Raw genomic sequence first — 19,209 nt, forward strand, 5'->3', positions numbered from 1 at the left:
TTGTCGGACAGGCGAACACTCCCAGCACCAGGCGCACACCTTGGCGCGGAGCACGGATTCGCTCGAAGGCGCCATTTTCCCTGTTTACCGCCCGCGCCCCCGTCGCACGGGACATTCGGGCCGGTCGCCCCGCCCGCAGCGCTTCACTTCACTGGCAGTTGCTGGATCCCGAAGGCATACAGCAGGCAGCGCAGCGAATGCCCATCCTCGGTCGCGCAACTCTCATGGATCGCGAAGCACGCGACCACCGTCAGGATCACTGCGGCCACAAGGCAGTCGAGCCGCCTTCCGCTCCACCACCGCGCCCATGCAGAGCGTGCAAAGTCGCTGATCATCAATACGCTCGAGAGGATGGCGGCCGAACCGAAAGTTCCGCCTGAAGACGTCCATGAAACCGCCACTCTAGGCGGGCATCAGGCGCGGATCGTCAGGGGAAACGCGAAGCTGAAAAAGCCTCCTACTTCACCCCCTGCAACGCCCCCACGACCGCATCGAAGAACGGCACCATCGGCAGCCCCGCCCCCGTCGGCTGCGGCTGCGCACCCCACACGACGATCACGACCTTCTCCTTGCGGTTGATGTAGAGGTATTGGCCCATGATGCCCGTGCCGTAGAAGGCGCCGTCGTCGCCCGAGCGCCCGCCGGGGATCCACCAGAGATAGCCGTAGGCCAGCGGCGTACCGCCGCTCAGCACCTTGCGTGAGCCCGCTTCGGCCACCCAGCCAGGCGGCAAAATGCGTTGCCCGTCGATCACGCCGTCGTTCATCATGAACAGGCCGAAGCGGCCGTAGTCGCGCAGCGTCGCGCTGATGCCGCTGCCGCCGATCTCCACGCCGTTGGGGGAATCCAGCCACCAGTTCGCCGGCGCCTCCATGCCCATGCGCGACCAGATCTTCTCGGACAGGTACAGCGCCAGCGGCTTCTTCACCGCGTTGTAGACGATCTCGCCGGCCACCTGCGTCTCGCCGGTGCTGTAGTTGTTGACCGTGCCGGGTGTGGCCGCGCGGGGCAGCTTGCTCATCAGGGTCATCTGCGCCCCGGGCGTCTGGCCGATCTGTGCCTCGAGCATCTGGCGGCGGTCGGAGGTCGGATCGGTGTAGGCCTCGTTCCAGCGTGCGCCCGAGGCCATCATCATCACGTCGCGCACGGTCGCGCCGTCGTAGGCGCTGCCCTTGAGCCGTGGCACGTACTTGACCACCGGGTCGTCGATGCTTGCGATCAGGCCGTCCTGCACGGCCGCGCCGATCAGGGTCGAGGTGACCGACTTGGCAACGGACATCGACATCCAGCGCGTCTTCTGCGTGTTGCCGTACCGGTAGCTCTCGTGGGCGATCTTGCCGTCCTTGAGGATCAGCAGGCCGGCCACGCGGCTCGCGGCGAAGAATTCGTCGAGCCCGTAGTCTCGGGCGCCGGCCACGAAGCGCAGCTGCGTCAGCTGGGTCGTGGCCGTGGGCAACGGATAAGGCGTGCCGCCCGCCTCGATCGTCCGGGTCGGGAACAGCCGGTCGATGTTGCGGTAGGTGGTGACGGCCAGGTCGGGCGAGAGCACGCCGTCGTACATCTGGCGCACCGTGCCGATCGGCTCCGCGGCATGGGGATAGCCGTTTCCGGTGCCGGGGTTCGCAGGCGGATTCGGCGCCGGCGCTTCGGTGCCGCCGCCTCCACCACCGCCGCAGGACGCCAGCAGCAGCGCCGTGCCGACCATCAGCACCGAAAAAGCCAGGCGCAGCACGCGCGGCGGGTGAAGAGGAGAACCGTGATGCATGTCGTCATTTCCCACTGGAACGCGGCACGGCTTCCATCAGCAGCGTGAGTGCTTTTCGCAGCGAGGTCTCCGACGGTGTGGCGCCGCGGTCGAAGCCCATGCGGACCACGACCAGGTCGTGCGACGGAACGATCAGCGTGATCTGGCCGCCCGCGCCCAGCATGTAGTAGGCCGAGGTCGGCACCGGGTACTGGCCCGAGCCGTTGAGCCAGAAGAAGCCGCCGTAGATGGGTCGCTTGTCGGCGGCCCAGGCGGGCGCCAGCGTGCTGACGAAATTCACGTAGCCCTCGGGCAGGATGCGCTCGCCGTTCCACACGCCGTCCTGCAGGTACAGGTTGCCCAGGCGCGACCAGTCGCGCGCCGCCATGAACTCGTAGCCCTGCGTCATGAAGTTGCCGTAGGGATCGGTCTCCATGACCATCGAGCGGATGCCGATCTTGTCGAACAGCGCGCGCTGCGGGAACGACAGGTACGCCTCGCCGCGCTTCTCGACCGCGAGGCGCACCAGGTAGCTCGCGAGCACGGGGTCGGTGTTGCGGTAGCGACCCACGGTGTTGGGCGGCCATTGCTGCGGCCGGGTCGCCGCGTAGTTGAAGATGTTGATGCGCCCGGTGTAGAAGTAGGTGTGGTCGGGGTAGGTGCCCTGGGGGTCGAAGTCCGGGTCCTCGGGCGCCTTGATGCGCAGCCCGCTCGACATGTGCAGGATGTCGGAGATCCGGATCTTCTGTCGCGGGTCCCCGGCCGTCTGCCATTCGGGGATCGGTGCCGGCTGGTCGAGGGTGTAGACACCCTGCTTGATCAGCACTCCCATCAGCGTGCCCACCACGCTCTTGCCCATCGACCAGGATTCGAGCGGCGTGGTCGGCTTGATGCCCGGCATGTAGCGCTCGCCCACGATGCGCCCCTTGTGCGTGACCACGAAGGCTGCCGTGTAGGCCTCCGGCGCCGCGAAGGCCGCGTCCACCGCCTGGGTCAGCTTGGCGGTGTCGAGGCCGACCACCGGGTCGGTGGGCAGCACGTCGCCCATGGGCCAGGGCAGGCTGTCGGCGCTGGGCAGCGCGCTTTGCACGGTCGCCGGCGTGAAGAGCACGTCGTCGCGCCCGGACGGCAACGTGATGCAGCCCTGCGAACCGTGGTAGCGGGCCGTGATCACCCTGCTGTTGGGCATGGTGATGCGGACTTCCTTTTTCGCGTAATCGAAGACCGGCTTGCCCACGGCCTGGCGCCAGGCATAGGGGCCGGCAAAGAAACCCACGTTCTCGACGGCGACATCCGGATTCAGGCCGGTGATGAAGGCCGCGGAGCACATGGTCTTCGCATAGCCCGAAGTGTGGAACTCGAGCACATCGCCGGGTGGCGGGACATAGGCGGTGTCGAGTTCGAGCGCCTTGGCGCGCGCGATCATGGCCGCGGGGGCCGGCAACGCGGCGCCCACAGGGGCGGTCGTCTCGCCGCCGTTTCCACCACCCCCTCCTCCGCCACAAGACGCCAGCGTGACGGTACACAGCAACAGGACCGTGGCGGAAAGGGGAACAGGTCGCGACCTCGTCATCTGCATTCCTCTGGCTAGGGGCGGAATACAGATTGTCACAGAGCCAGGCAACATTCACCGCCGCGCGGCATGCGCGTTAACCCGTTCACATCCGGCCCACCGCGCGCGGCACCCTTCGCCGCCGCTAACGGCCGACCTCGGCCTCAGCCGCGCGGCCCCTCCTTGCCGAACAGCCGCCGCATGGCCGCCAGTCCCGCGACAAGCGCAGCGCTGTAGTTGTCGTAGGCATCGTCGGAGGCATCGAGCGGCAAGTAGGGAAGCGTCTCATCGACGCCGGGCGCTTCCACCAGCACCCAATGGAACTCCCCTTCCTCGAGCTCGTGAACGGTCAGTGCGATGTTTCGCAGGGGCGACATGAACGAAAGGGAGGGAGTGATCGACGGCACGCCCGATGCTATGCAAGGCCGGCCACTTTGCCAGGGCACAAAGTCACGATTCATGACAAACGTCTTCTTTTGTAATAGCCCATGCCCTCGTCATGCGCCAATGCAGCGCTCAGCGGCAGGCCTGGCGGCTTCACGCGCTTTCACGCTTCTCCTACACCTGCTGCGCAGCAGGCCTTCTAGGCTGATGGTTTCGGCCCAGCGCCGTGACTGAAGAGGCCCCACCATGAAGAACTTTGCGCTTGAATCCCACATGACCGCCGCCATCGGCGGTGCCTTCTACCCCACCGGTCATTCCATGGTGATGTTCCCGAATGCGGACGATGCCAGGCACGTGGGCCAGAAGTTGCGCGACCATGGCTTCGACGCTGACGCGATCTACCTGATCCCGCCCGAAGTGGTGCTGTCGCAAATCACGCCGACCACGTCCGACGCCGACAATCCCCTGCCCTCGGCCGGCACCGAGGGCGCCACCGTGCGGGCCTACACCAAGCTGGCACGCGAAGGCCATACAGCCCTGCTGGTCGAGACCAAGGACGAGGAAACGGCCGAGCGGCTGATGGAGGTGGTGCGCACCGTGCCGTACGCCATCGCGCAGCGCTACCGGATGCTGGTGATCGAAGACCTCTGATCGACGGATCGGCCAGCGGGTTCAGGCCGGCACGGCCCGGCGAACGACGTCACGCGCCATCGCTTGGGCGAGTTCTTCTTCACCCAGGAACACCGTCACCGCGTCCTCCTGCGTGAGCAACCGCGCCTCGTCTTCGTTGTGGCTGCGCACGACGGTCTCGATGGCCGGGTTGAGGGTGCGTGCGGTCTCGATCATCTGGCGCACGTTCATGGCATCGGGGGTGGCCACCACCAGCACACGGGCCCGCGCGATGTGCGCCTGGATCAACACCGCCGGCTCGGCCGCATCACCCCACACCGCGGCCACGCCTTCGGCACGCAGCTTTTCGACCAGTTCGCGGTTCTGCTCGGCCACCACGAAGGGAATGTGGTGCACGGTCAGCGCCGCGGCGATGCGCCGGCCCACGCGGCCGTAGCCGACCAGCACCACCTGGCGCGACAGGTAGCGTGCCTCGGTGGTGGTGGGCAGTTCGGCCAGCGGGTCGTCGCGCGCGTCGAGCGAACGCGCGAAGGACGAATGCGCGCGCAGCCATTTCTGCAGCGGCGCGATCAGGCTGAACCACAGCGGGTTGGTCGCGATGGAAATCAGCGCGCCGGCCAGGATCAGGCTCTGGCCCTCTGGCGGCAGCAGCTTGAGCGCGACGCCCAGGCCGACCAGGATGAAGGAGAACTCGCCGATCTGCGCCAGGCTCGCGCTCACCGTGAGCGCGGTGTTCAACGGGTAGCGGAAGGCCAGCACCAGCACGCAGGCCGCGATCGACTTGCCCACCACGATCACGAGCACCACGGCCAGCACCTGCAACGGCCGGTCGATCAGCACCGACGGGTCGAACAGCATGCCGACCGACACGAAGAACAGCACCGCGAAGGCGTCGCGCAGCGGAAGCGATTCCTCGGCCGCGCGCTGGCTGAACTCCGACTCGCGCATCACCATGCCGGCGAAGAAGGCGCCCAGCGCGAAGGACACGCCGAACAGCGCGGCCGATGCGAAGGCGATGCTCACCGCCGCGGCCACCACGCACAGCGTGAAGAGCTCGCGCGAATTGGTGCGCGCCACCTGCCAGAGGATCCAGGGGAACACGCGACGGCCGACCACCAGCATCAACGCCACGAAGCCGCCGACCTGCAGCAGCGTGATGCCCAGCGTGGTCCAGATCGCGCCGGCGTCGGCACCATCGGCAGCCCCGCCCAGCGTGCTGGCCAACGGCGGCAGCAGCACGAGCACCAGCACCATCGCCAGGTCTTCCACCACCAGCCAGCCGACCGCGATGCGGCCGGTGTAGGAGTCGAGCAGGCCCAGGCTCTCGAGCGCGCGCAACAGCACGACGGTGCTGGCCACCGAGAGCGCCAGCCCGAAGACCAGTGCGCCACCCAGGTCCCAGCCCCACCAGGTGGCCAATGCGCCGCCCATCAGCGTGGCCACGCCGATCTGCACCAGCGCGCCGGGCACCGCGATCTTGCGCACCGCCAGCAGATCGTCGAGCGAGAAATGCAACCCCACGCCGAACATCAGCAGCATCACGCCGATCTCGGCCAACTGCGCGGCGATCTCGGCATCGGCCACGAAGCCGGGCGTGAACGGTCCGATGATCACACCCGCCAGCAGGTAGCCGACCAGCGCCGGCAGGCGCACGCGCGCCGCCAGGAAGCCGAGGATGAGCGCCAGGCCCAGCCCTGCGGCGATGGTGTTGATCAATGAAACGCTGTGGGGCATCCGGTGGGTGTCGCTTGCTGGAATTCGCTGGAGAAGCTTGCGCGATGAACAGGCGCAGGGCGTTGCTGCGACTGTAGCGTCCACGCTCCCGCCGCTGCATGACACCCATGAAAAAACCCGCCGAAGCGGGTCTCTTTTTCTGCCGGCGCGCGCAGCGCTCAGTGCATGTGCAGGCCGCCGTTGACCGAAAAATCGGCGCCGGTGGAATAGCCGCCTTCGTCGGTCGCCAGCCACGAGATGATCGACGCGATCTCGCTGGGCTCGCCCAGGCGCTTGACCGGAATCGTCGCGACGATCTTGTCGAGCACTTCCTGGCGGATGGCCTTGACCATGTCGGTGCCGATGTAGCCCGGGCTCACGGTGTTGACGGTCACGCCCTTGGCCGCGAGCTCCTGCGCCAGCGCCATCGTGAAGCCGTGCATGCCGGCCTTCGCGGCCGAGTAGTTGGTCTGGCCGGCCTGGCCCTTGGCGCCGTTGACCGAGCTGATGTTGATGATGCGGCCCCAGCCCTTCTCGACCATGTCGCCCACCACCTGCTTGGTGACGTTGAACATGCTGTTGAGGTTGGTCTCGATCACCGCACTCCAGTCCTCGGGCGTCATCTTGAGGAACATGCGATCGCGCGTGATGCCGGCGTTGTTGACCAGCACGTCGATGCTGCCGTGTTCGGCCTTCGATTTGCCGAAGGCATCGACCGTCGAATTCCAGTCGCCGACATTGCCGACCGATGCGTGGAACTCGTAGCCCAGCGCCTTCTGCTCGTTGAGCCACTTGCTGAAGTCGCGTGTGGGGCCGCAGCCCGCGATGACCGTGAAACCGTCCTTGTGCAGGCGTTGGCAGATGGCGGTTCCGATGCCTCCCATGCCACCGGTGACGTAAGCGACTTTCTTGCTCATGAATTTTCCTTAGATATACGAAGCCCGGACAGGCGAGATCACTGTAGCGAAGTTTCGCATGCCCTCCCTCCTAGGAAAACACTGAGCAGAGAGGCAACACACTTGTCACAGTTCATTCCTACACTGCGACATGTCTTCCATCGCCCTGAACGGCGTCGCCAAATCCTGGGGCGACAGCACGGCCCTGCATGCTGTCGATCTGCAGATTCAATCCGGCTCCTTCTGCGTCCTCCTCGGCCCCTCGGGCTGCGGCAAATCCACCACCCTGCGCATCATTGCCGGCCTCGAGACCGCCAGCGTCGGTCAGGTGCTGATCGATGGCCGTGACGTCACGGACCTCCCGCCGGCCCAGCGCGGCATCGCGATGGTGTTCCAGAACTACGCCCTCTTCCCCCATCTGAGCGTCGGCGAGAACATCGGCTTCGGCCTGTCGGTGCGCAAGGTGCCCGCCGCCGAGAGCGCACGCCGGCTGCGCGAGGCGGCCGAGCTGCTGGGCCTGAGCGCGCTGCTCGACCGCAAGCCCGGCCAGCTCTCGGGCGGCCAGCAGCAGCGCGTGGCGCTGGGCCGTGCGCTGGTCGCGCAGGCCAAGGTCTGCCTGATGGACGAGCCGCTGTCCAACCTCGACGCGCAACTGCGCCAGGACATGCGCCGCGAACTGCGCGAACTCCAGCAGAAGCTGGGCCTGACCGTGGTCTACGTCACGCACGACCAGACCGAGGCGATGAGCATGGCCGATCAGGTCGTGCTGCTGCACCAGGGCCGTGTCGAGCAGGCCGGCACGCCGCGCACGCTCTATGCGCAGCCGGCCACCACTTTCGCGGCGCGCTTCATCGGCACGCCACCCATGAACCTGGTCGCGCTCGAGGCCGACGGGCGCATCGCGGGCAGCGAGGCCGCATCGGGCGTGCACGCCGCCATGCTGGGCGTGCGGCCCGAGGCGATCACGCTCGACGCGCGAGGCATCCCCGCCGTGGTGCGCAGCGTCGAGTACCTGGGCGCCGACTTGGTGCTGCGCTGCGCGGTCGGCCGCGAGACGCTGCTGGTGCGCGCCGCGGGCCAGCACGTGGCGGCCCCGGGCGACCAGGTCGGCCTGCGGTGGGCACCGGATGAGGCCCACGGCTTCGATGCGGCGGGCCGGCGCACCGAAACGGCGCACTGACGCGCAGCGCCCCCCATCAACCATTTCATTTCGAGGAGAAGTCCCCATGCAACGCAACACCTTCGTCAAGGCCCTGGCGGCCACGGCCCTGTTCACCAGCCTCGCCGGCATCGCGCAGGCCCAAGCACCGGTCGACCTGCAGTTCTACTACCCGGTTGCGGTCGGCGGCCCGATCGCCAAGACCATCGACGGCTTCGCGGCCGGCTTCATGAAGGAGCACCCGGGCATCAAGGTCACGCCGATCTATGCCGGCACCTATCAAGAGACCATCGTCAAGGCACTCACGGCCCACAAGTCGGGCACGCCGCCGGTCACCTCGGTGCTGCTGTCGACCGACATGTTCACGCTGATCGACGAGGACGCCATCGTGCCCTTCGACGACTTCGCCAAGACCGCCGAAGACAAGGCCTGGATGGGCAGCTTCTACAAGGCCTTCATGGCCAACAGCCAGACCGGCGGCAAGACCTGGGGCATTCCGTTCCAGCGCTCGACGGTCGTGATGTACTGGAACAAGGACCTGTTCAAGGAAGCCGGCCTCGACCCGAACAAGGCGCCCACGACCTGGGCCGAGCTCAAGGACGTCGCGACCAGGCTCACGAAGAAGGACGCCGGCGGCAAGACCACGCAGTACGGCGTGCAGATCCCGTCGAGCGGCTTCCCCTACTGGCTGTTCCAGACGCTGACCACGCCCAACGACACCCTCCTCGCCAACGAGGCCGGCACGCAGGTCAAGTTCGACGATCCGAAGGTGATCGAGGCGCTGCAGTTCTGGGTCGACCTGGGCAAGGCCGGCATCCACCCGCCGGGCGTCGTCGAGTGGGGCACCACGCCCAAGGACTTCTTCGAGAAGAAGGCCGCCATCATCTACACGACCACCGGCAACCTGACCAACATCAAGGCCAACGCCAAGTTCGATTTCGGCGTCGGCATGATCCCGGGCAACAAGCGCAAGGGCTCGCCCACGGGCGGCGGCAACTTCTACATCTTCAAGAAGTCGACGCCCGCGCAGCAGGAAGCCGCCTTCAAGTTCGCCAAGTGGGTGACGCAGCCCGAGCGCGCGGCCCAATGGAGCATGGAGACCGGCTACGTCGCCGTGTCGCAGGCCGCCTACGACACGCCCACGCTCAAGAAGTACGGCCAGGATTTCCCGGCCGCGCTGGTGGCGCGCGACCAGTTGCCGGTGTCGGTGGCCGAGTTCTCCACGCATGAGAACCAGCGCGTGACCAAGGCCCTGAACGACGGCCTGCAGGCGGCGCTGACCGGCACCAAGACGCCGGCCCAGGCGATGCAGGACGCGCAGAAGGAAGCCGACCGCATCCTCCGAAACTACAAGTGAGCACGCGCGGCAGCCCTTCCGTCCACCGCGGCAGCCACACCGCCGTGCAGGCCTGGCTGCTGCTGCTCCCCGCGTCGCTGATCCTGCTGGTCTTCACCCACTGGCCGGTGATCGGCACGCTGTGGCACAGCTTCCAGTCCACGCCCAAGGGCGGCCGGCCGGCGGTGTGGGTGGGAATGGAGAACTACCAGGTCATGCTCGACGACCCGGTGTTCTGGAAGGCGCTGGTCAACAACCTGTGGTTCGCGGGCGCGACCATTCCGTTGTCGATCGGGCTCGCGCTCGCGATGGCGCTGTGGGTCAACGAGCGCATCGCGGGCCGTGCCTTCCTGCGCATGGCGTACTTCACGCCCACCGTGCTGCCGATGATCGCGGTGGCCAACATCTGGCTGTTCTTCTACACGCCGCAGTACGGCCTGCTCGAGCAGGTCAGCGGCGCGCTGGGCTTCGGCTCGCACAACTGGCTGGGCAGCCCGAGCACCGCGCTCGGTGCGGTCACGCTGGTGGCGGTGTGGAAGGAAGCCGGCTTTTTCATGATCTTCTACCTGGCCGCGCTGCAGTCGCTCAACCCGAGCCTGCGCGAAGCGGCCGCGATCGAGGGCGCGTCGCGCTGGTACTTCTTCCGGCGCGTGCAGTGGCCGCTCTTGATGCCCACCACGCTGTTCGTGCTGATCAACTGCGTGATCAACGCCTTCCGCATGGTCGACCATCTGTTCGTGCTCACGCGCGGCGGCCCTGACAACGCCTCGACGCTGCTGCTCTACCACCTGTACGAGGTCGGCTTCAATTTCTGGGACACCGGCTATGCCTCGGCGCTCACCATGGTCATCATCGTGGCGCTGGTCGGCGTGACACTGCTGCAGTTCTTCGTGCTCGACCGCAAGGTGCACTACCGATGAAGGCCGCGCCCTCGCAACGGCTCGCGTACAACGCGCCGACCCGGCTCGACACGCTGGCCGCCTGGCTGCTCGCGCTGGCCTGGGTGCTGCCGCTGATCTACACCGTGTGGACCGCCTTCCATGCGCCCGAGTACGCGGCGCGCTTCGTCTGGAACGCGCCGCTCACGCTGGACAACTTCGCGCGCGCCTGGGAGGCCGCGCCTTTCGCGCGCTACTTCCTCAACACCACGCTGCTGGTGGTGATGATCCTCGCGGCGCAGCTGGTGCTCAGCACCATGGCGGCCTATGCCTTTGCGCGCTACGCGTTCCGCGGCCGCGACATCGTCTTCTCGCTGGTGCTGGTGCAGCTCACCGTCATGCCCGACCTGCTGCTGGTCGAGAACTACCGCACCATGGCCAGTCTGGGCCTGATCGACAGCCTGTTCGCCATCGGCCTGCCCTACTTCGCCTCGGCGCTGGCCATCTTCCTGCTGCGCCAGACCTTCATGGGCATCCCGAAGGAACTCGACGAGGCCGCACGCATGGAAGGCGCGAGCGCGCTGCAGATCCTCTGGCGCGTCTACGTGCCGCTGGCCAGGCCGATCTACGTGGCCTTCGGGCTGGTGTCGGTGAGCTACCACTGGAACAACTTCCTCTGGCCGCTGATCGTGACCAACAGCGTCAAGGCGCGGCCGCTCACGGTCGGGCTGCAGGTCTTCTCCTCGGTCGACCAGGGCATCGACTGGTCGATCATCACGGCCGCGACGCTGATGACCTCGGCGCCGCTGCTGATCGCCTTCCTTCTTTTTCAGCGCCAGTTCGTCCAGAGCTTCATGCGCGCAGGCATTAAATGACTCACCCCCAGTCTCCGCGCACTGCGTGTCGCTTCGCCAACCCCCTCTCCGGGGGCGACACCGGCGGCCCGGCGAAGCCGGTTCCGCGGTGTCTCACGAAAGAATTCAGATGAAGCTTGTGACGTGGAACACCCAATGGTGCCGCGGCCTCGACGGCGCCGTGAGCCCGCGGCGCATCGTCGAGGGCGCGCGCGCCATGGCCGACTTCGACGTGCTGTGCCTGCAGGAGATCTCGCAGGGCTATGCCGACATGCCGGGCGGTCCGGGCGACCAGCCGGCCGAACTGCAGGCGCTGCTGCCCGGCTTCCAGCTCTTCTTCGGTGCCGCGGTCGACGAGTTCGATGCCGCGGGGCGACGCATGCGCTTCGGCAACCTGATCGCCACGCGGCTGCCGGTCGCGCAGGTGCAGCACCATGCGCTGCCCTGGCCGGCCGATGCCGGCGTGCGCAGCATGCCGCGCATGTGCACGGTCGTGACGCTGCAAAGCCCGGTGCTCGGGCCGGTGCGCGTGATGACCACGCACCTCGAGTACTACTCGAAGCCGCAGCGCATGGCGCAGGCACTTGCGCTGCGCGCGCTGCACATCGAGGCCTGCGCCCACGCGGCAGCGCCGCCGCTGGCCGACGACAGCCGCTCGCCCTTCCAGACCAAGGTGCACACCGGTCACGCAGTGCTGTGTGGCCACTTCAATCTCGAGCCGACCGAGCCCGAGTACGCGGCGATCCAGGAAGGCTTCGGCACCGGCGGCGCGCAGCAACTGCAGGACGCGTGGCGCCTGCGCCATGGCGGCACGCCGCATGCGCCGACCTTCCGCCTGTTCGACCGCACCTACGGGCCCGAGCCCGTGGCCTGCGATTTCGTCTTCGTGAGCGAAAGCCTGGCGCCGCGCGTGCGCCGCATCGAAGTCGACGGCGTCACGCAGGCGTCGGACCACCAGCCGGTGGTCGTCGAGTTCAGTTGAGGCGCTGCAGCCACTGCGCGACACGCTCGCGCTGTTCCGGCGTGTAGCGCAGGCCCAGCTTGGAACGGCGCCACAGCGCATCGTCGGCCGTCGTCACCCACTCCTCGGCCTGCAGGTAGCGCAGCTCGCGCGCATGCAGGCCGGGCGCCACTTCCTCGCCCAGGTCGGCCATCGAGGCCGCATCGCCCAGCAGGTTGGCGATGCGCGCGCCGTAGGCATGCGCCAGGCGGCGGGCCAGCGGCGCGGGCAGCCAGCCATGGCGCGCCTGCACAGCCGCGACGAAGCGCTCGAAGTCGGTGTCGGGACGCTGGGGCGCACCGATCCAGCCCGACAGGTCGCCGCCGGCCAGGTAGGCGCCGCCGGTCCAGGCCGGCCGCGGGTCGCCGAGCATGCGGCCCACCTCGTCGGCCGCATCCTCGGCCAGCTTGCGGAAGGTGGTGATCTTCCCGCCCCACACCGACAGCAGCGGCGCTGCCGTGGTGTTGGCTTCGAGCAGGTAGTCGCGCGTGACCGCCGACGGGTCGCCCGAGGCGTCGTCGAGCAGCGGGCGCACACCGGAATAGGTCCACACCACGTCGGCCGGCACAACCGGCTTCTCGAAGTAGCGGCTGGCCTGTTCGCACAGATACTCGATCTCCTCGGTCGAGATGCGTGACGCGCCGGCGTCGTCGGCGCCGACCTCGACGTCGGTGGTGCCGATCAACGTGTAGTCGTCCTGGTAGGGGATCGCGAAGATGATCCGCTTGTCGGGGTTTTGAAAGATGTAGGCATGGTCGTGCGCGAACACGCGCGGCACGATGATGTGGCTGCCCTTGACCAGCCGCAGGCTCTTGGTCGCGAGCGCCTCGCCCTTCGCGGCTTTGGCCGTGCCGCGCAGGAAGGACTCGGCCCAGGGGCCGGCCGCATTGACCACGGCGCGGGCACGCACGCTGCGCACGCCCTCGGGACCTTCGAGCGTGGCGGTCCAGCCGCTCTCGTCGCGCTGCACGCGGGTGCAGCAGGTGCGCGTGAGGATCTGCGCACCGCGCGCGCGGGCGTCAATGGCGTTGAGCACCACCAGCCGCGCATCGTCGACCCAGCCGTCGGAATACACGAAGCCGCGCTTGTACTGCGGCTTGAGCGGCTGGCCGGCCGCGTGGCGGCGCAGGTCGACCGAACGCGAACCCGGCAGCACCTCGCGCTTGGCCAGGTGGTCGTACATGAACAGGCCGATGCGGATCATCCAGGCCGGCCGCATCGACGGGTCGTGCGGCATCACGAAGCGCAGCGGCCACATGATGTGCGGCGCGCTCTTGAGCAGCACCTCGCGCTCCTGCAGCGCCTTGCGCACCAGCGAGAACTCGTAGTACTCGAGGTAGCGCAGGCCGCCGTGGATCAGCTTGGTCGACGACGACGAGGTGTGCGAGGCCAGGTCGTCCTTCTCGCACAGCACCACCTGGTAGCCGCGGCCCGCCAGGTCGCGCGCGATGCCGCAGCCGTTGATGCCGCCGCCGACCACCAGCACGTCGCAGCGCAGATCACCCACAGGCGCTTCGTATTTGTCCATTTCGATTCCTTATGCTGCGATTTTCTCCGTATTTTCCCCTAAAATCAATTCGTTTTCTTTCGATTTAAACTGAGACCTGTGCATCAGCACCCCAAAAACGTGAACGCCAACCCCCGCCAGATCCGCCTGCTCGACACCGTGCGAGGCCGTGGCTCGGCCACCGTCGAGCAGCTGGCCGAGATGCTGGGCGTGACGCTGCAGACCGTGCGGCGCGACGTGCAGCGCCTGGCCGACGACGGCCTGCTGGCGCGCTTCCATGGCGGCGTGCGGGTGCCGAGCTCGACCACCGAGAACCTCGGCCACCGGCTGCGCGAATCGCTCAACGCCGACGGCAAGGCACGCATCGCGCGCGCCGTCGCGGGCCAGGTGCCCAACGACTGTTCGCTGATCCTCAACATCGGCACCACCACCGAAGCCATCGCCAAGGCGTTGCTGCGCCATACCGGCCTGCGGGTCATCACCAACAACCTGCACGTGGCCAACATCCTGGCCGACAACCCCCATTGCGAAGTGATCGTGGCCGGCGGCGCGGTGCGCGCGCGCGACCGCGCGATCGTGGGCGAGGCGACGATGGACTTCATCCGCCAGTTCAAGGTCGACATCGCGCTGATCGGCTGCTCGGGCATCGAGGCCGACGGCACGGTGCGCGACTTCGACCTGCGCGAGGTCAAGGTCGCGCAGACCATCGTCGCGCAGGCGCGCGAGGTCTGGCTCGCGGCCGACGCCAGCAAGTTCAACCGGCCGGCGATGGTGCACCTCGCCGAGCTGGCGCAGATCGACCGGCTGTTCACGGATGCGACGCCACCGGCACCGTTCCCTGCGCTGCTCGAGCGGGCGCAGGTGCGCCTGGAGATCGCCGACAACGCATGATGATTTTTCTCTCTCCCCCGCCGGGGGAGGGTTGGGGTGGGGGCACGCAGCCTCCGGAAAGGCGCGGCGCCTGATCGAAGGCCCCCATCCCCGCCTTCCCCCGGAGGGGGAAGGCGCCAGACCGAACATATAGGAGATGAATCCGTGACCACCTACCTGCTCGCCCTCGACCAAGGCACCTCCAGCTCGCGCAGCATCGTGTTCGACCGCGAAGGCCACATCGTCGCCATCGCACAGAAGGAACTCACGCAGATCTACCCGCAGCCGGGCTGGGTCGAGCACGACCCGATGGAGATCTGGCGCAGCCAGCTCGCCACCGCGCAAGAGGTGCTGGCCAAGGCGAACCTTCAAGCCGCCGACATCCATGCCATCGGCATCACCAACCAGCGCGAAACCACCGTGCTGTGGAACCGCCGGACCGGCCAGCCTGTGCACCACGCGATCGTCTGGCAGGACCGGCGTGCCGAGCCGCTGTGCGCGAAGCTCCGCGCGGACGGCATGGCCGACACCATCCGCGACAAGACCGGCCTGGTGATCGACGCCTACTTCTCCGGCACCAAGCTGCGCTGGCTGCTCGACAACGTGCCCGGTGCACGCGCCCAGGCCGAGCGCGGCGAACTGGCCTTCGGCACCATCGACAGCTGGCTCATCTGGCAGCTCACCGGCGGCAAGACCCATGTGACCGACGTGAGCAACGCCTCGCGCACCATGCTCTTCAACGTGCACCGCAACGAGTGGGATGCGGAGCTGCTCGCCATGCTCGACATCCCCGCGACGCTGATGCCCACGGTGCAGCCCTCGAGCTCGCACTTCGCCGACACCGAGGCCGCGCTGCTCGGCCGCGCCCTGCCCATCGGCGGCGTGGCGGGCGACCAGCAGAGCGCCCTGTTCGGCCAGGCCTGCTTCGAGGCCGGCATGGCCAAGAACACCTACGGCACCGGCTGCTTCCTGCTGATGCACACCGGCGCCGCGTTCCAGCCTTCGCACAACGGACTGCTGGTGACCAGCGCCGCGCAGGTCGACGCCACGCCGCGGTACGCGATGGAAGGCAGCGTGTTCGTCGGCGGCGCCGTGGTGCAGTGGCTGCGCGACGGCCTGCAGGCCATCAAGGGCAGCGCCGAGGTGCAGGGCCTGGCCGAGAGCGTGCCCGACGCGGGCGGCGTGATGATGGTGCCGGCCTTCACCGGCCTGGGCGCGCCCTACTGGAACGCGGAAGCCCGCGGCACCATCACCGGCCTGACGCGCGGCACCACGGTCGCGCACATCGCGCGTGCTGCGCTGGAGAGCATCGCCTACCAGAGCGCCGCGCTGCTCCAGGCCATGAGCCGCGACGCGGTGGCGGCCGGCGGCGCGCCGGTCTCTGAGCTGCGCGTCGACGGCGGCGCCAGCGTGAACGACCTGCTGATGCAGTTCCAGGCCGACCTGCTGGGCATTCCGGTGGTGCGGCCCCAGGTGATCGAGACCACCGCGCTCGGCGCCGCGTACCTCGCAGGCCTGTCGACCGGCATCTACAGCGACGCGCGCCAGCTCTCGAAGCTCTGGAAGGTCGAGCGCCGCTTCCTGCCGACCATGGGCCGCGCGCAGGCCGAGGAGTCGATGGCGCGCTGGGAGCGCGCGGTGCGTCAGGCCACGGCGAGCTGAGGTCCGACGGCCCGGCGACGGCCAAACACCTCGCGCCGCTGGGGACACTGCCGGCGAGAGGCTGCGGCACGCGGCGCAGAATCCACCGGCCTTCGACTGCCCCCGTCCCTCCTGAACACGCCCCTCACCGAAGCGCCACACACGCCGCCCTCCTCCCGCCGCATCGGCCAGATGCCCGAGCGCAACGTGCTGTCCGAGGCTACCGCTGGCAGGCGCCGGCGATTCCGGTGGCGGCCGACGCGTTCCTGCGCTGACGACCCGGCTACTTCCTGTTGAAGTCGTCAGGTCCCGAATAGGTGTAAGTCTCGACCTTCTGCCCTTTGCACAGGGATTGCAGGTCGCGTGCGAGGGCCGGCACCAGGTTGTTCAGGCCATAGTTCAGCGTGGTCACGTACTCCGCGTCGGCGCCCCACATGTTGGTCTTGTCGCCGTGGGCACGGTAGTACTTCTCCTGCAGCACGCCGCTGCGATCGATGAACTGGGCCTTGACGGCCACCATGCTGAAGATCTTGATCCCCACTTGCCAGGTGTAGGCGCGGGTCACGCTGGTCTTGACGGTGATCCCGGTCGCAGGCGGCTCAAGGCCGCTCGTCTCGTCGACCGCATAGCCGTAGTCCTTGAGCGCGACCAGGCCATCGGTGGTCCAACGGCCGATGTCTCCGCTCAGCAGCGCGCCGCTCATCGACTGGCCGATCGTTTCCTTGTTCTGTCGTGCGTCCTCGGTCGGCACCACATGCACCGGGCAGGTGCTGCCGTACGGCTGCAGCGCCAGACTCTCGCGCGCGTTGCGGTCGTACTTCATGTCGACCTTCGTCCCGTAGTCGGGAGCGTTCGCCGAGGCGAGGAACGTCGCACCGAGCAGCAGCGATGCAGCGCCGAGGCGCACGATGGTCAGGCTGTTCTTTTGCATGATTTTCTCAGCCTTCATTGGGCGGCGGCGGTGGTGGCGGGGGCGCCGCCCTTGGGCAGCGAGTAGATCTTCTGGTCGCTGCCGAGCACGACCACGCGGACATCGCCGCGCCGGAGCACCTGCCCCTTGATGTTCATCGTGGCCACGCCGTTGTTGAACGAGAAGTCCTCGGTCGGGCCCGCCTTGGCGACCGCCTCGGGGGTCACGTCGAGATCGATCAGCGTCATGCGCAGGGTCTCGTCGATCGACTCGCGCAAGACGCTGCGAAACAGCGATGCATTGCCCGCGGCCCACAGGTCGAGCGAGCGCTTGCCGCCCGCTCCCACCGGCCGGGACTGGAAGTACAGCACGCCACGCTGGATGGGCACATTGGCCGCCGCTGCCGTGTTCGGGCCATCGAGCCGGCTCCACATGGTCACGTTCGATTCGACGTCGAAGTTCCTGAAGTCCGCTGTCAGCGAATAGCGCGGCGAGATCACGAGCAGCGCCTGGCCCGGCGGCAACTGCTGGCGCAGTTTGGCCAGCGCATCGGAGCCCAGCGCACGCGGCGTGGTCGTGACCGAGGCCACCTTGATCTGGTAGTTGGCCAGCACGCCGCGGATCGCCTCATTGAACTCCTTGCGGTAGTCCACGTCCTCGATGAGCGCGTAGAACGAACCCAGGGCCTGCTGGGAATCCTTGACCCGGCTGTTGGTGACCGACGCGTCGATCATGGCGCCGATCAGGCCTCCGCCCGTGGCCGCGCCGACATTGGAAGGCTGCACGGCGGCGATCACTTCGTCCTGCACCACGACCACATGGGCGGCCAGGGTCGTGATCTTGCTGCGATCCTCGGGCTTCAGGCCGATCCGCATGGGCATGGCGCAAGCGACCAGCAAGAGCGACATGGAAAACAGTACGAACAAGCGCAACAACCGCATGAAGACCCCCCTTTGATACAAAATGTAAGAGGAATCATAGCGGGGTCGGGCGCCCTCCCGGCGCTGTTTCAAGGACCGGGCAAGCGCGCCAGGCGGGCGCCGGCACCCCAAGGCATCGCGCCCTCAGGCCACCCGCCGCATCAGTGCGCGCACGCCGTCGCCACGCGTGTACCGAAACAGGTCCTTGGGATCGTCGGCCCGTGGCACGAGTTCGACCTCCACGCCGATCCCGCGCGCTTCGGCCTGCGCGTGCACGTAGCGCAGGGTCGTGTAATCCTCGAGCGCGAAGCCGACCGAGTCGAAGACCGTGACCTGGCCCGCGCTCTCGCGTCCCGCGGTCGTGCCGGCGAGCACGCGCCACAGGTCGACCACCGGGAAGCTCCTCGGCAACTGCTGGATCTCGCCTTCGATGCGCGTCTGCGGCTCGAACTCGACGAACACGCGGGCGCGGCGCAGCATGTCGGCATGCAGCTCCGTCTTGCCCGGACAGTCGCCGCCGACCGCGTTGATGTGCATGCCCGGCGCGATCATCTCGGGTGTGAGGATGGTGGCATTGGCCTTGTCCGCGGTGACGGTGGTCACGATGTCGGCACCCCGCACCGCGTGCGCCACGGAGTCGGCGCGGAGGACCTGCAGCGACGGGAAGGCCGAGAGGTTGCGCACCAGCTTGTCGGTCGCGCGGGCGTCGGTGTCGTAGACGGTGATCACCTCGATGCCCAGGTGATGGTGAAAGGCCAGCGCCTGGAACTCGCTCTGCGCGCCATTGCCGATCAGCGCCATGCGCCGCGCATCGGGCCGGGCCAGCGCACGCGCGGCCATCAGCGAGGTGGCGGCGGTGCGCAGCGCAGTGGCCAGGGTGAGTTCGGAGAGCAACACCGGGTAGCCGGTCTCGACATCGGCCAGCACGCCGAAGGCCATCACCGTGTACAGGCCGCGCGCGGTGTTGGCCGGATGGCCGTTGACGTACTTGAAGGCATAGCGCGTGGCGTTGGAAACCGGCATCAACTCGATCACGCCGATGTCCGAATGATTTGAAATGCGCGCGGACTTGTCGAAATCCGGCCAACGCACGAAGTCTTCACGGATGGCGTCGGCGAGTGCGCCGATGAAGGGGGCCACGCCGATCTCCTGTACGAGGCGGGACATCGCGGGAACGTCGATGAAGCGGGTCATGGTGTGCTCCTCCGGAGGCTC

General features: G+C 67.7%; 18 protein-coding genes. 8 read left to right on the forward strand and 10 right to left on the reverse strand.

The genetic code is table 11. The features are described 5' to 3' along the window. Positions 1-143 precede the first annotated feature (143 nt). The 4 genes from ACSFBC_RS03150 to ACSFBC_RS03165 form a co-directional block, all read right to left on the reverse strand. On the reverse strand, positions 144-335 hold the full coding sequence (locus tag ACSFBC_RS03150) for a hypothetical protein (protein WP_435508840.1): 192 nt from the start codon (positions 333-335) through the stop codon (positions 144-146). Positions 336-457: 122 nt separating this feature from the next. Then, positions 458-1,765: a serine hydrolase domain-containing protein gene (locus ACSFBC_RS03155; protein WP_435508841.1), complete on the reverse strand. Its 1,308-nt coding sequence runs from the start codon at positions 1,763-1,765 to the stop codon at positions 458-460. Positions 1,766-1,769: 4 nt separating this feature from the next. Further along, on the reverse strand, positions 1,770-3,170 hold the full coding sequence (locus ACSFBC_RS03160; protein ID WP_435508842.1) for a serine hydrolase domain-containing protein: 1,401 nt from the start codon (positions 3,168-3,170) through the stop codon (positions 1,770-1,772). Between the two features lie 290 nt (positions 3,171-3,460). Next, entirely contained in the window at positions 3,461-3,673 is a 213-nt protein-coding gene (locus ACSFBC_RS03165) for a hypothetical protein (RefSeq protein ID WP_435508843.1), read from the reverse strand. 253 nt (positions 3,674-3,926) lie between these two features. Here ACSFBC_RS03165 and ACSFBC_RS03170 point away from each other — a divergent pair, with 253 nt between their 5' ends. Then, positions 3,927-4,331, forward strand: a complete 405-nt coding sequence (locus ACSFBC_RS03170) for a hypothetical protein (RefSeq protein WP_435508844.1) — start codon at positions 3,927-3,929, stop codon at positions 4,329-4,331. Between the two features lie 21 nt (positions 4,332-4,352). On the opposite strand, the gene ACSFBC_RS03175 is transcribed toward ACSFBC_RS03170, so the two are convergent. Together ACSFBC_RS03175 and phbB are read right to left on the reverse strand one after the other, a co-directional pair. After that, entirely contained in the window at positions 4,353-6,044 is a 1,692-nt protein-coding gene (locus ACSFBC_RS03175; protein ID WP_435508845.1) for a cation:proton antiporter domain-containing protein, read from the reverse strand. Positions 6,045-6,202: 158 nt separating this feature from the next. Then, complete coding sequence (gene phbB, locus ACSFBC_RS03180; RefSeq protein WP_435508846.1) at positions 6,203-6,940, reverse strand: acetoacetyl-CoA reductase; 738 nt, start codon at positions 6,938-6,940, stop codon at positions 6,203-6,205. Positions 6,941-7,070: 130 nt separating this feature from the next. On the opposite strand from phbB, the gene ACSFBC_RS03185 reads away from it, so the two are divergent. From ACSFBC_RS03185 to ACSFBC_RS03205, 5 genes are all read left to right on the forward strand, one after another. Beyond that, complete coding sequence (locus tag ACSFBC_RS03185) at positions 7,071-8,099, forward strand: ABC transporter ATP-binding protein (protein WP_435508847.1); 1,029 nt, start codon at positions 7,071-7,073, stop codon at positions 8,097-8,099. 46 nt (positions 8,100-8,145) lie between these two features. Beyond that, complete coding sequence (locus ACSFBC_RS03190) at positions 8,146-9,435, forward strand: ABC transporter substrate-binding protein (RefSeq protein WP_435508848.1); 1,290 nt, start codon at positions 8,146-8,148, stop codon at positions 9,433-9,435. Continuing rightward, positions 9,432-10,334 carry a carbohydrate ABC transporter permease gene (locus ACSFBC_RS03195; protein ID WP_435508849.1) on the forward strand — a complete coding sequence of 301 codons (903 nt, stop codon included), beginning with the start codon at positions 9,432-9,434 and terminating at the stop codon, positions 10,332-10,334. The genes ACSFBC_RS03190 and ACSFBC_RS03195 overlap by 4 nt, the downstream gene beginning before the upstream one ends. After that, entirely contained in the window at positions 10,331-11,167 is an 837-nt protein-coding gene (locus ACSFBC_RS03200) for a carbohydrate ABC transporter permease (RefSeq protein WP_435508850.1), read from the forward strand. Before ACSFBC_RS03195 ends, ACSFBC_RS03200 begins: the two co-directional genes overlap by 4 nt. A gap of 109 nt (positions 11,168-11,276) precedes the next feature. Beyond that, positions 11,277-12,128 (forward strand): endonuclease/exonuclease/phosphatase family protein, encoded by an 852-nt coding sequence (locus ACSFBC_RS03205; protein WP_435508851.1) that lies wholly within the window; start codon positions 11,277-11,279, stop codon positions 12,126-12,128. Here ACSFBC_RS03205 and glpD read toward each other — a convergent pair. Then, a complete protein-coding gene (gene glpD / locus ACSFBC_RS03210; protein WP_435508852.1) occupies positions 12,121-13,674 on the reverse strand; it encodes a glycerol-3-phosphate dehydrogenase in 1,554 nt (517 codons plus the stop codon). The two genes, ACSFBC_RS03205 and glpD, sit on opposite strands and share 8 nt — an antisense overlap. 99 nt (positions 13,675-13,773) lie before the next feature. Here glpD and ACSFBC_RS03215 point away from each other — a divergent pair, with 99 nt between their 5' ends. Further along, positions 13,774-14,544: a DeoR/GlpR family DNA-binding transcription regulator gene (locus ACSFBC_RS03215; RefSeq protein ID WP_435508853.1), complete on the forward strand. Its 771-nt coding sequence runs from the start codon at positions 13,774-13,776 to the stop codon at positions 14,542-14,544. Between the two features lie 144 nt (positions 14,545-14,688). After that, on the forward strand, positions 14,689-16,185 hold the full coding sequence (gene glpK / locus ACSFBC_RS03220; RefSeq protein WP_435508854.1) for a glycerol kinase GlpK: 1,497 nt from the start codon (positions 14,689-14,691) through the stop codon (positions 16,183-16,185). A gap of 262 nt (positions 16,186-16,447) precedes the next feature. Here glpK and ACSFBC_RS03225 read toward each other — a convergent pair whose 3' ends face one another. From ACSFBC_RS03225 to ACSFBC_RS03235, 3 genes are all read right to left on the reverse strand, one after another. Then, a complete protein-coding gene (locus ACSFBC_RS03225) occupies positions 16,448-17,095 on the reverse strand; it encodes a hypothetical protein (protein ID WP_435508855.1) in 648 nt (215 codons plus the stop codon). Between the two features lie 14 nt (positions 17,096-17,109). Then, positions 17,110-17,982: a hypothetical protein gene (locus ACSFBC_RS03230; RefSeq protein ID WP_435508856.1), complete on the reverse strand. Its 873-nt coding sequence runs from the start codon at positions 17,980-17,982 to the stop codon at positions 17,110-17,112. Positions 17,983-18,138: 156 nt separating this feature from the next. Further along, complete coding sequence (locus tag ACSFBC_RS03235) at positions 18,139-19,188, reverse strand: ornithine cyclodeaminase (RefSeq protein ID WP_435508857.1); 1,050 nt, start codon at positions 19,186-19,188, stop codon at positions 18,139-18,141. Positions 19,189-19,209 lie beyond the last annotated feature (21 nt).

Origin of the sequence: Variovorax frigidus, from assembly GCF_051216515.1 — a bacterium.
GTDB lineage: Bacteria > Pseudomonadota > Gammaproteobacteria > Burkholderiales > Burkholderiaceae_C > Variovorax.

Bases quoted from the DNA above. Each gene is read 5' to 3' on its own strand.
- ACSFBC_RS03160 (WP_435508842.1), bottom strand. From the start codon at position 3,170: ATGATCGCGCGCGCCAAGGCGCTCGAACTCGACACCGCCTATGTCCCG.
- ACSFBC_RS03190 (WP_435508848.1), top strand. From the start codon at position 8,146: ATGCAACGCAACACCTTCGTCAAGGCCCTGGCGGCCACGGCCCTGTTC.
- ACSFBC_RS03150 (WP_435508840.1), bottom strand. From the start codon at position 335: ATGATCAGCGACTTTGCACGCTCTGCATGGGCGCGGTGGTGGAGCGGA.
- ACSFBC_RS03165 (WP_435508843.1), bottom strand. From the start codon at position 3,673: ATGTCGCCCCTGCGAAACATCGCACTGACCGTTCACGAGCTCGAGGAA.
- ACSFBC_RS03235 (WP_435508857.1), bottom strand. From the start codon at position 19,188: ATGACCCGCTTCATCGACGTTCCCGCGATGTCCCGCCTCGTACAGGAG.
- ACSFBC_RS03175 (WP_435508845.1), bottom strand. From the start codon at position 6,044: ATGCCCCACAGCGTTTCATTGATCAACACCATCGCCGCAGGGCTGGGC.
- ACSFBC_RS03200 (WP_435508850.1), top strand. From the start codon at position 10,331: ATGAAGGCCGCGCCCTCGCAACGGCTCGCGTACAACGCGCCGACCCGG.
- phbB (WP_435508846.1), bottom strand. From the start codon at position 6,940: ATGAGCAAGAAAGTCGCTTACGTCACCGGTGGCATGGGAGGCATCGGA.
- ACSFBC_RS03155 (WP_435508841.1), bottom strand. From the start codon at position 1,765: ATGCATCACGGTTCTCCTCTTCACCCGCCGCGCGTGCTGCGCCTGGCT.
- ACSFBC_RS03225 (WP_435508855.1), bottom strand. From the start codon at position 17,095: ATGCAAAAGAACAGCCTGACCATCGTGCGCCTCGGCGCTGCATCGCTG.
- ACSFBC_RS03205 (WP_435508851.1), top strand. From the start codon at position 11,277: ATGAAGCTTGTGACGTGGAACACCCAATGGTGCCGCGGCCTCGACGGC.
- ACSFBC_RS03185 (WP_435508847.1), top strand. From the start codon at position 7,071: ATGTCTTCCATCGCCCTGAACGGCGTCGCCAAATCCTGGGGCGACAGC.
- glpD (WP_435508852.1), bottom strand. From the start codon at position 13,674: ATGGACAAATACGAAGCGCCTGTGGGTGATCTGCGCTGCGACGTGCTG.
- ACSFBC_RS03230 (WP_435508856.1), bottom strand. From the start codon at position 17,982: ATGTCGCTCTTGCTGGTCGCTTGCGCCATGCCCATGCGGATCGGCCTG.
- ACSFBC_RS03170 (WP_435508844.1), top strand. From the start codon at position 3,927: ATGAAGAACTTTGCGCTTGAATCCCACATGACCGCCGCCATCGGCGGT.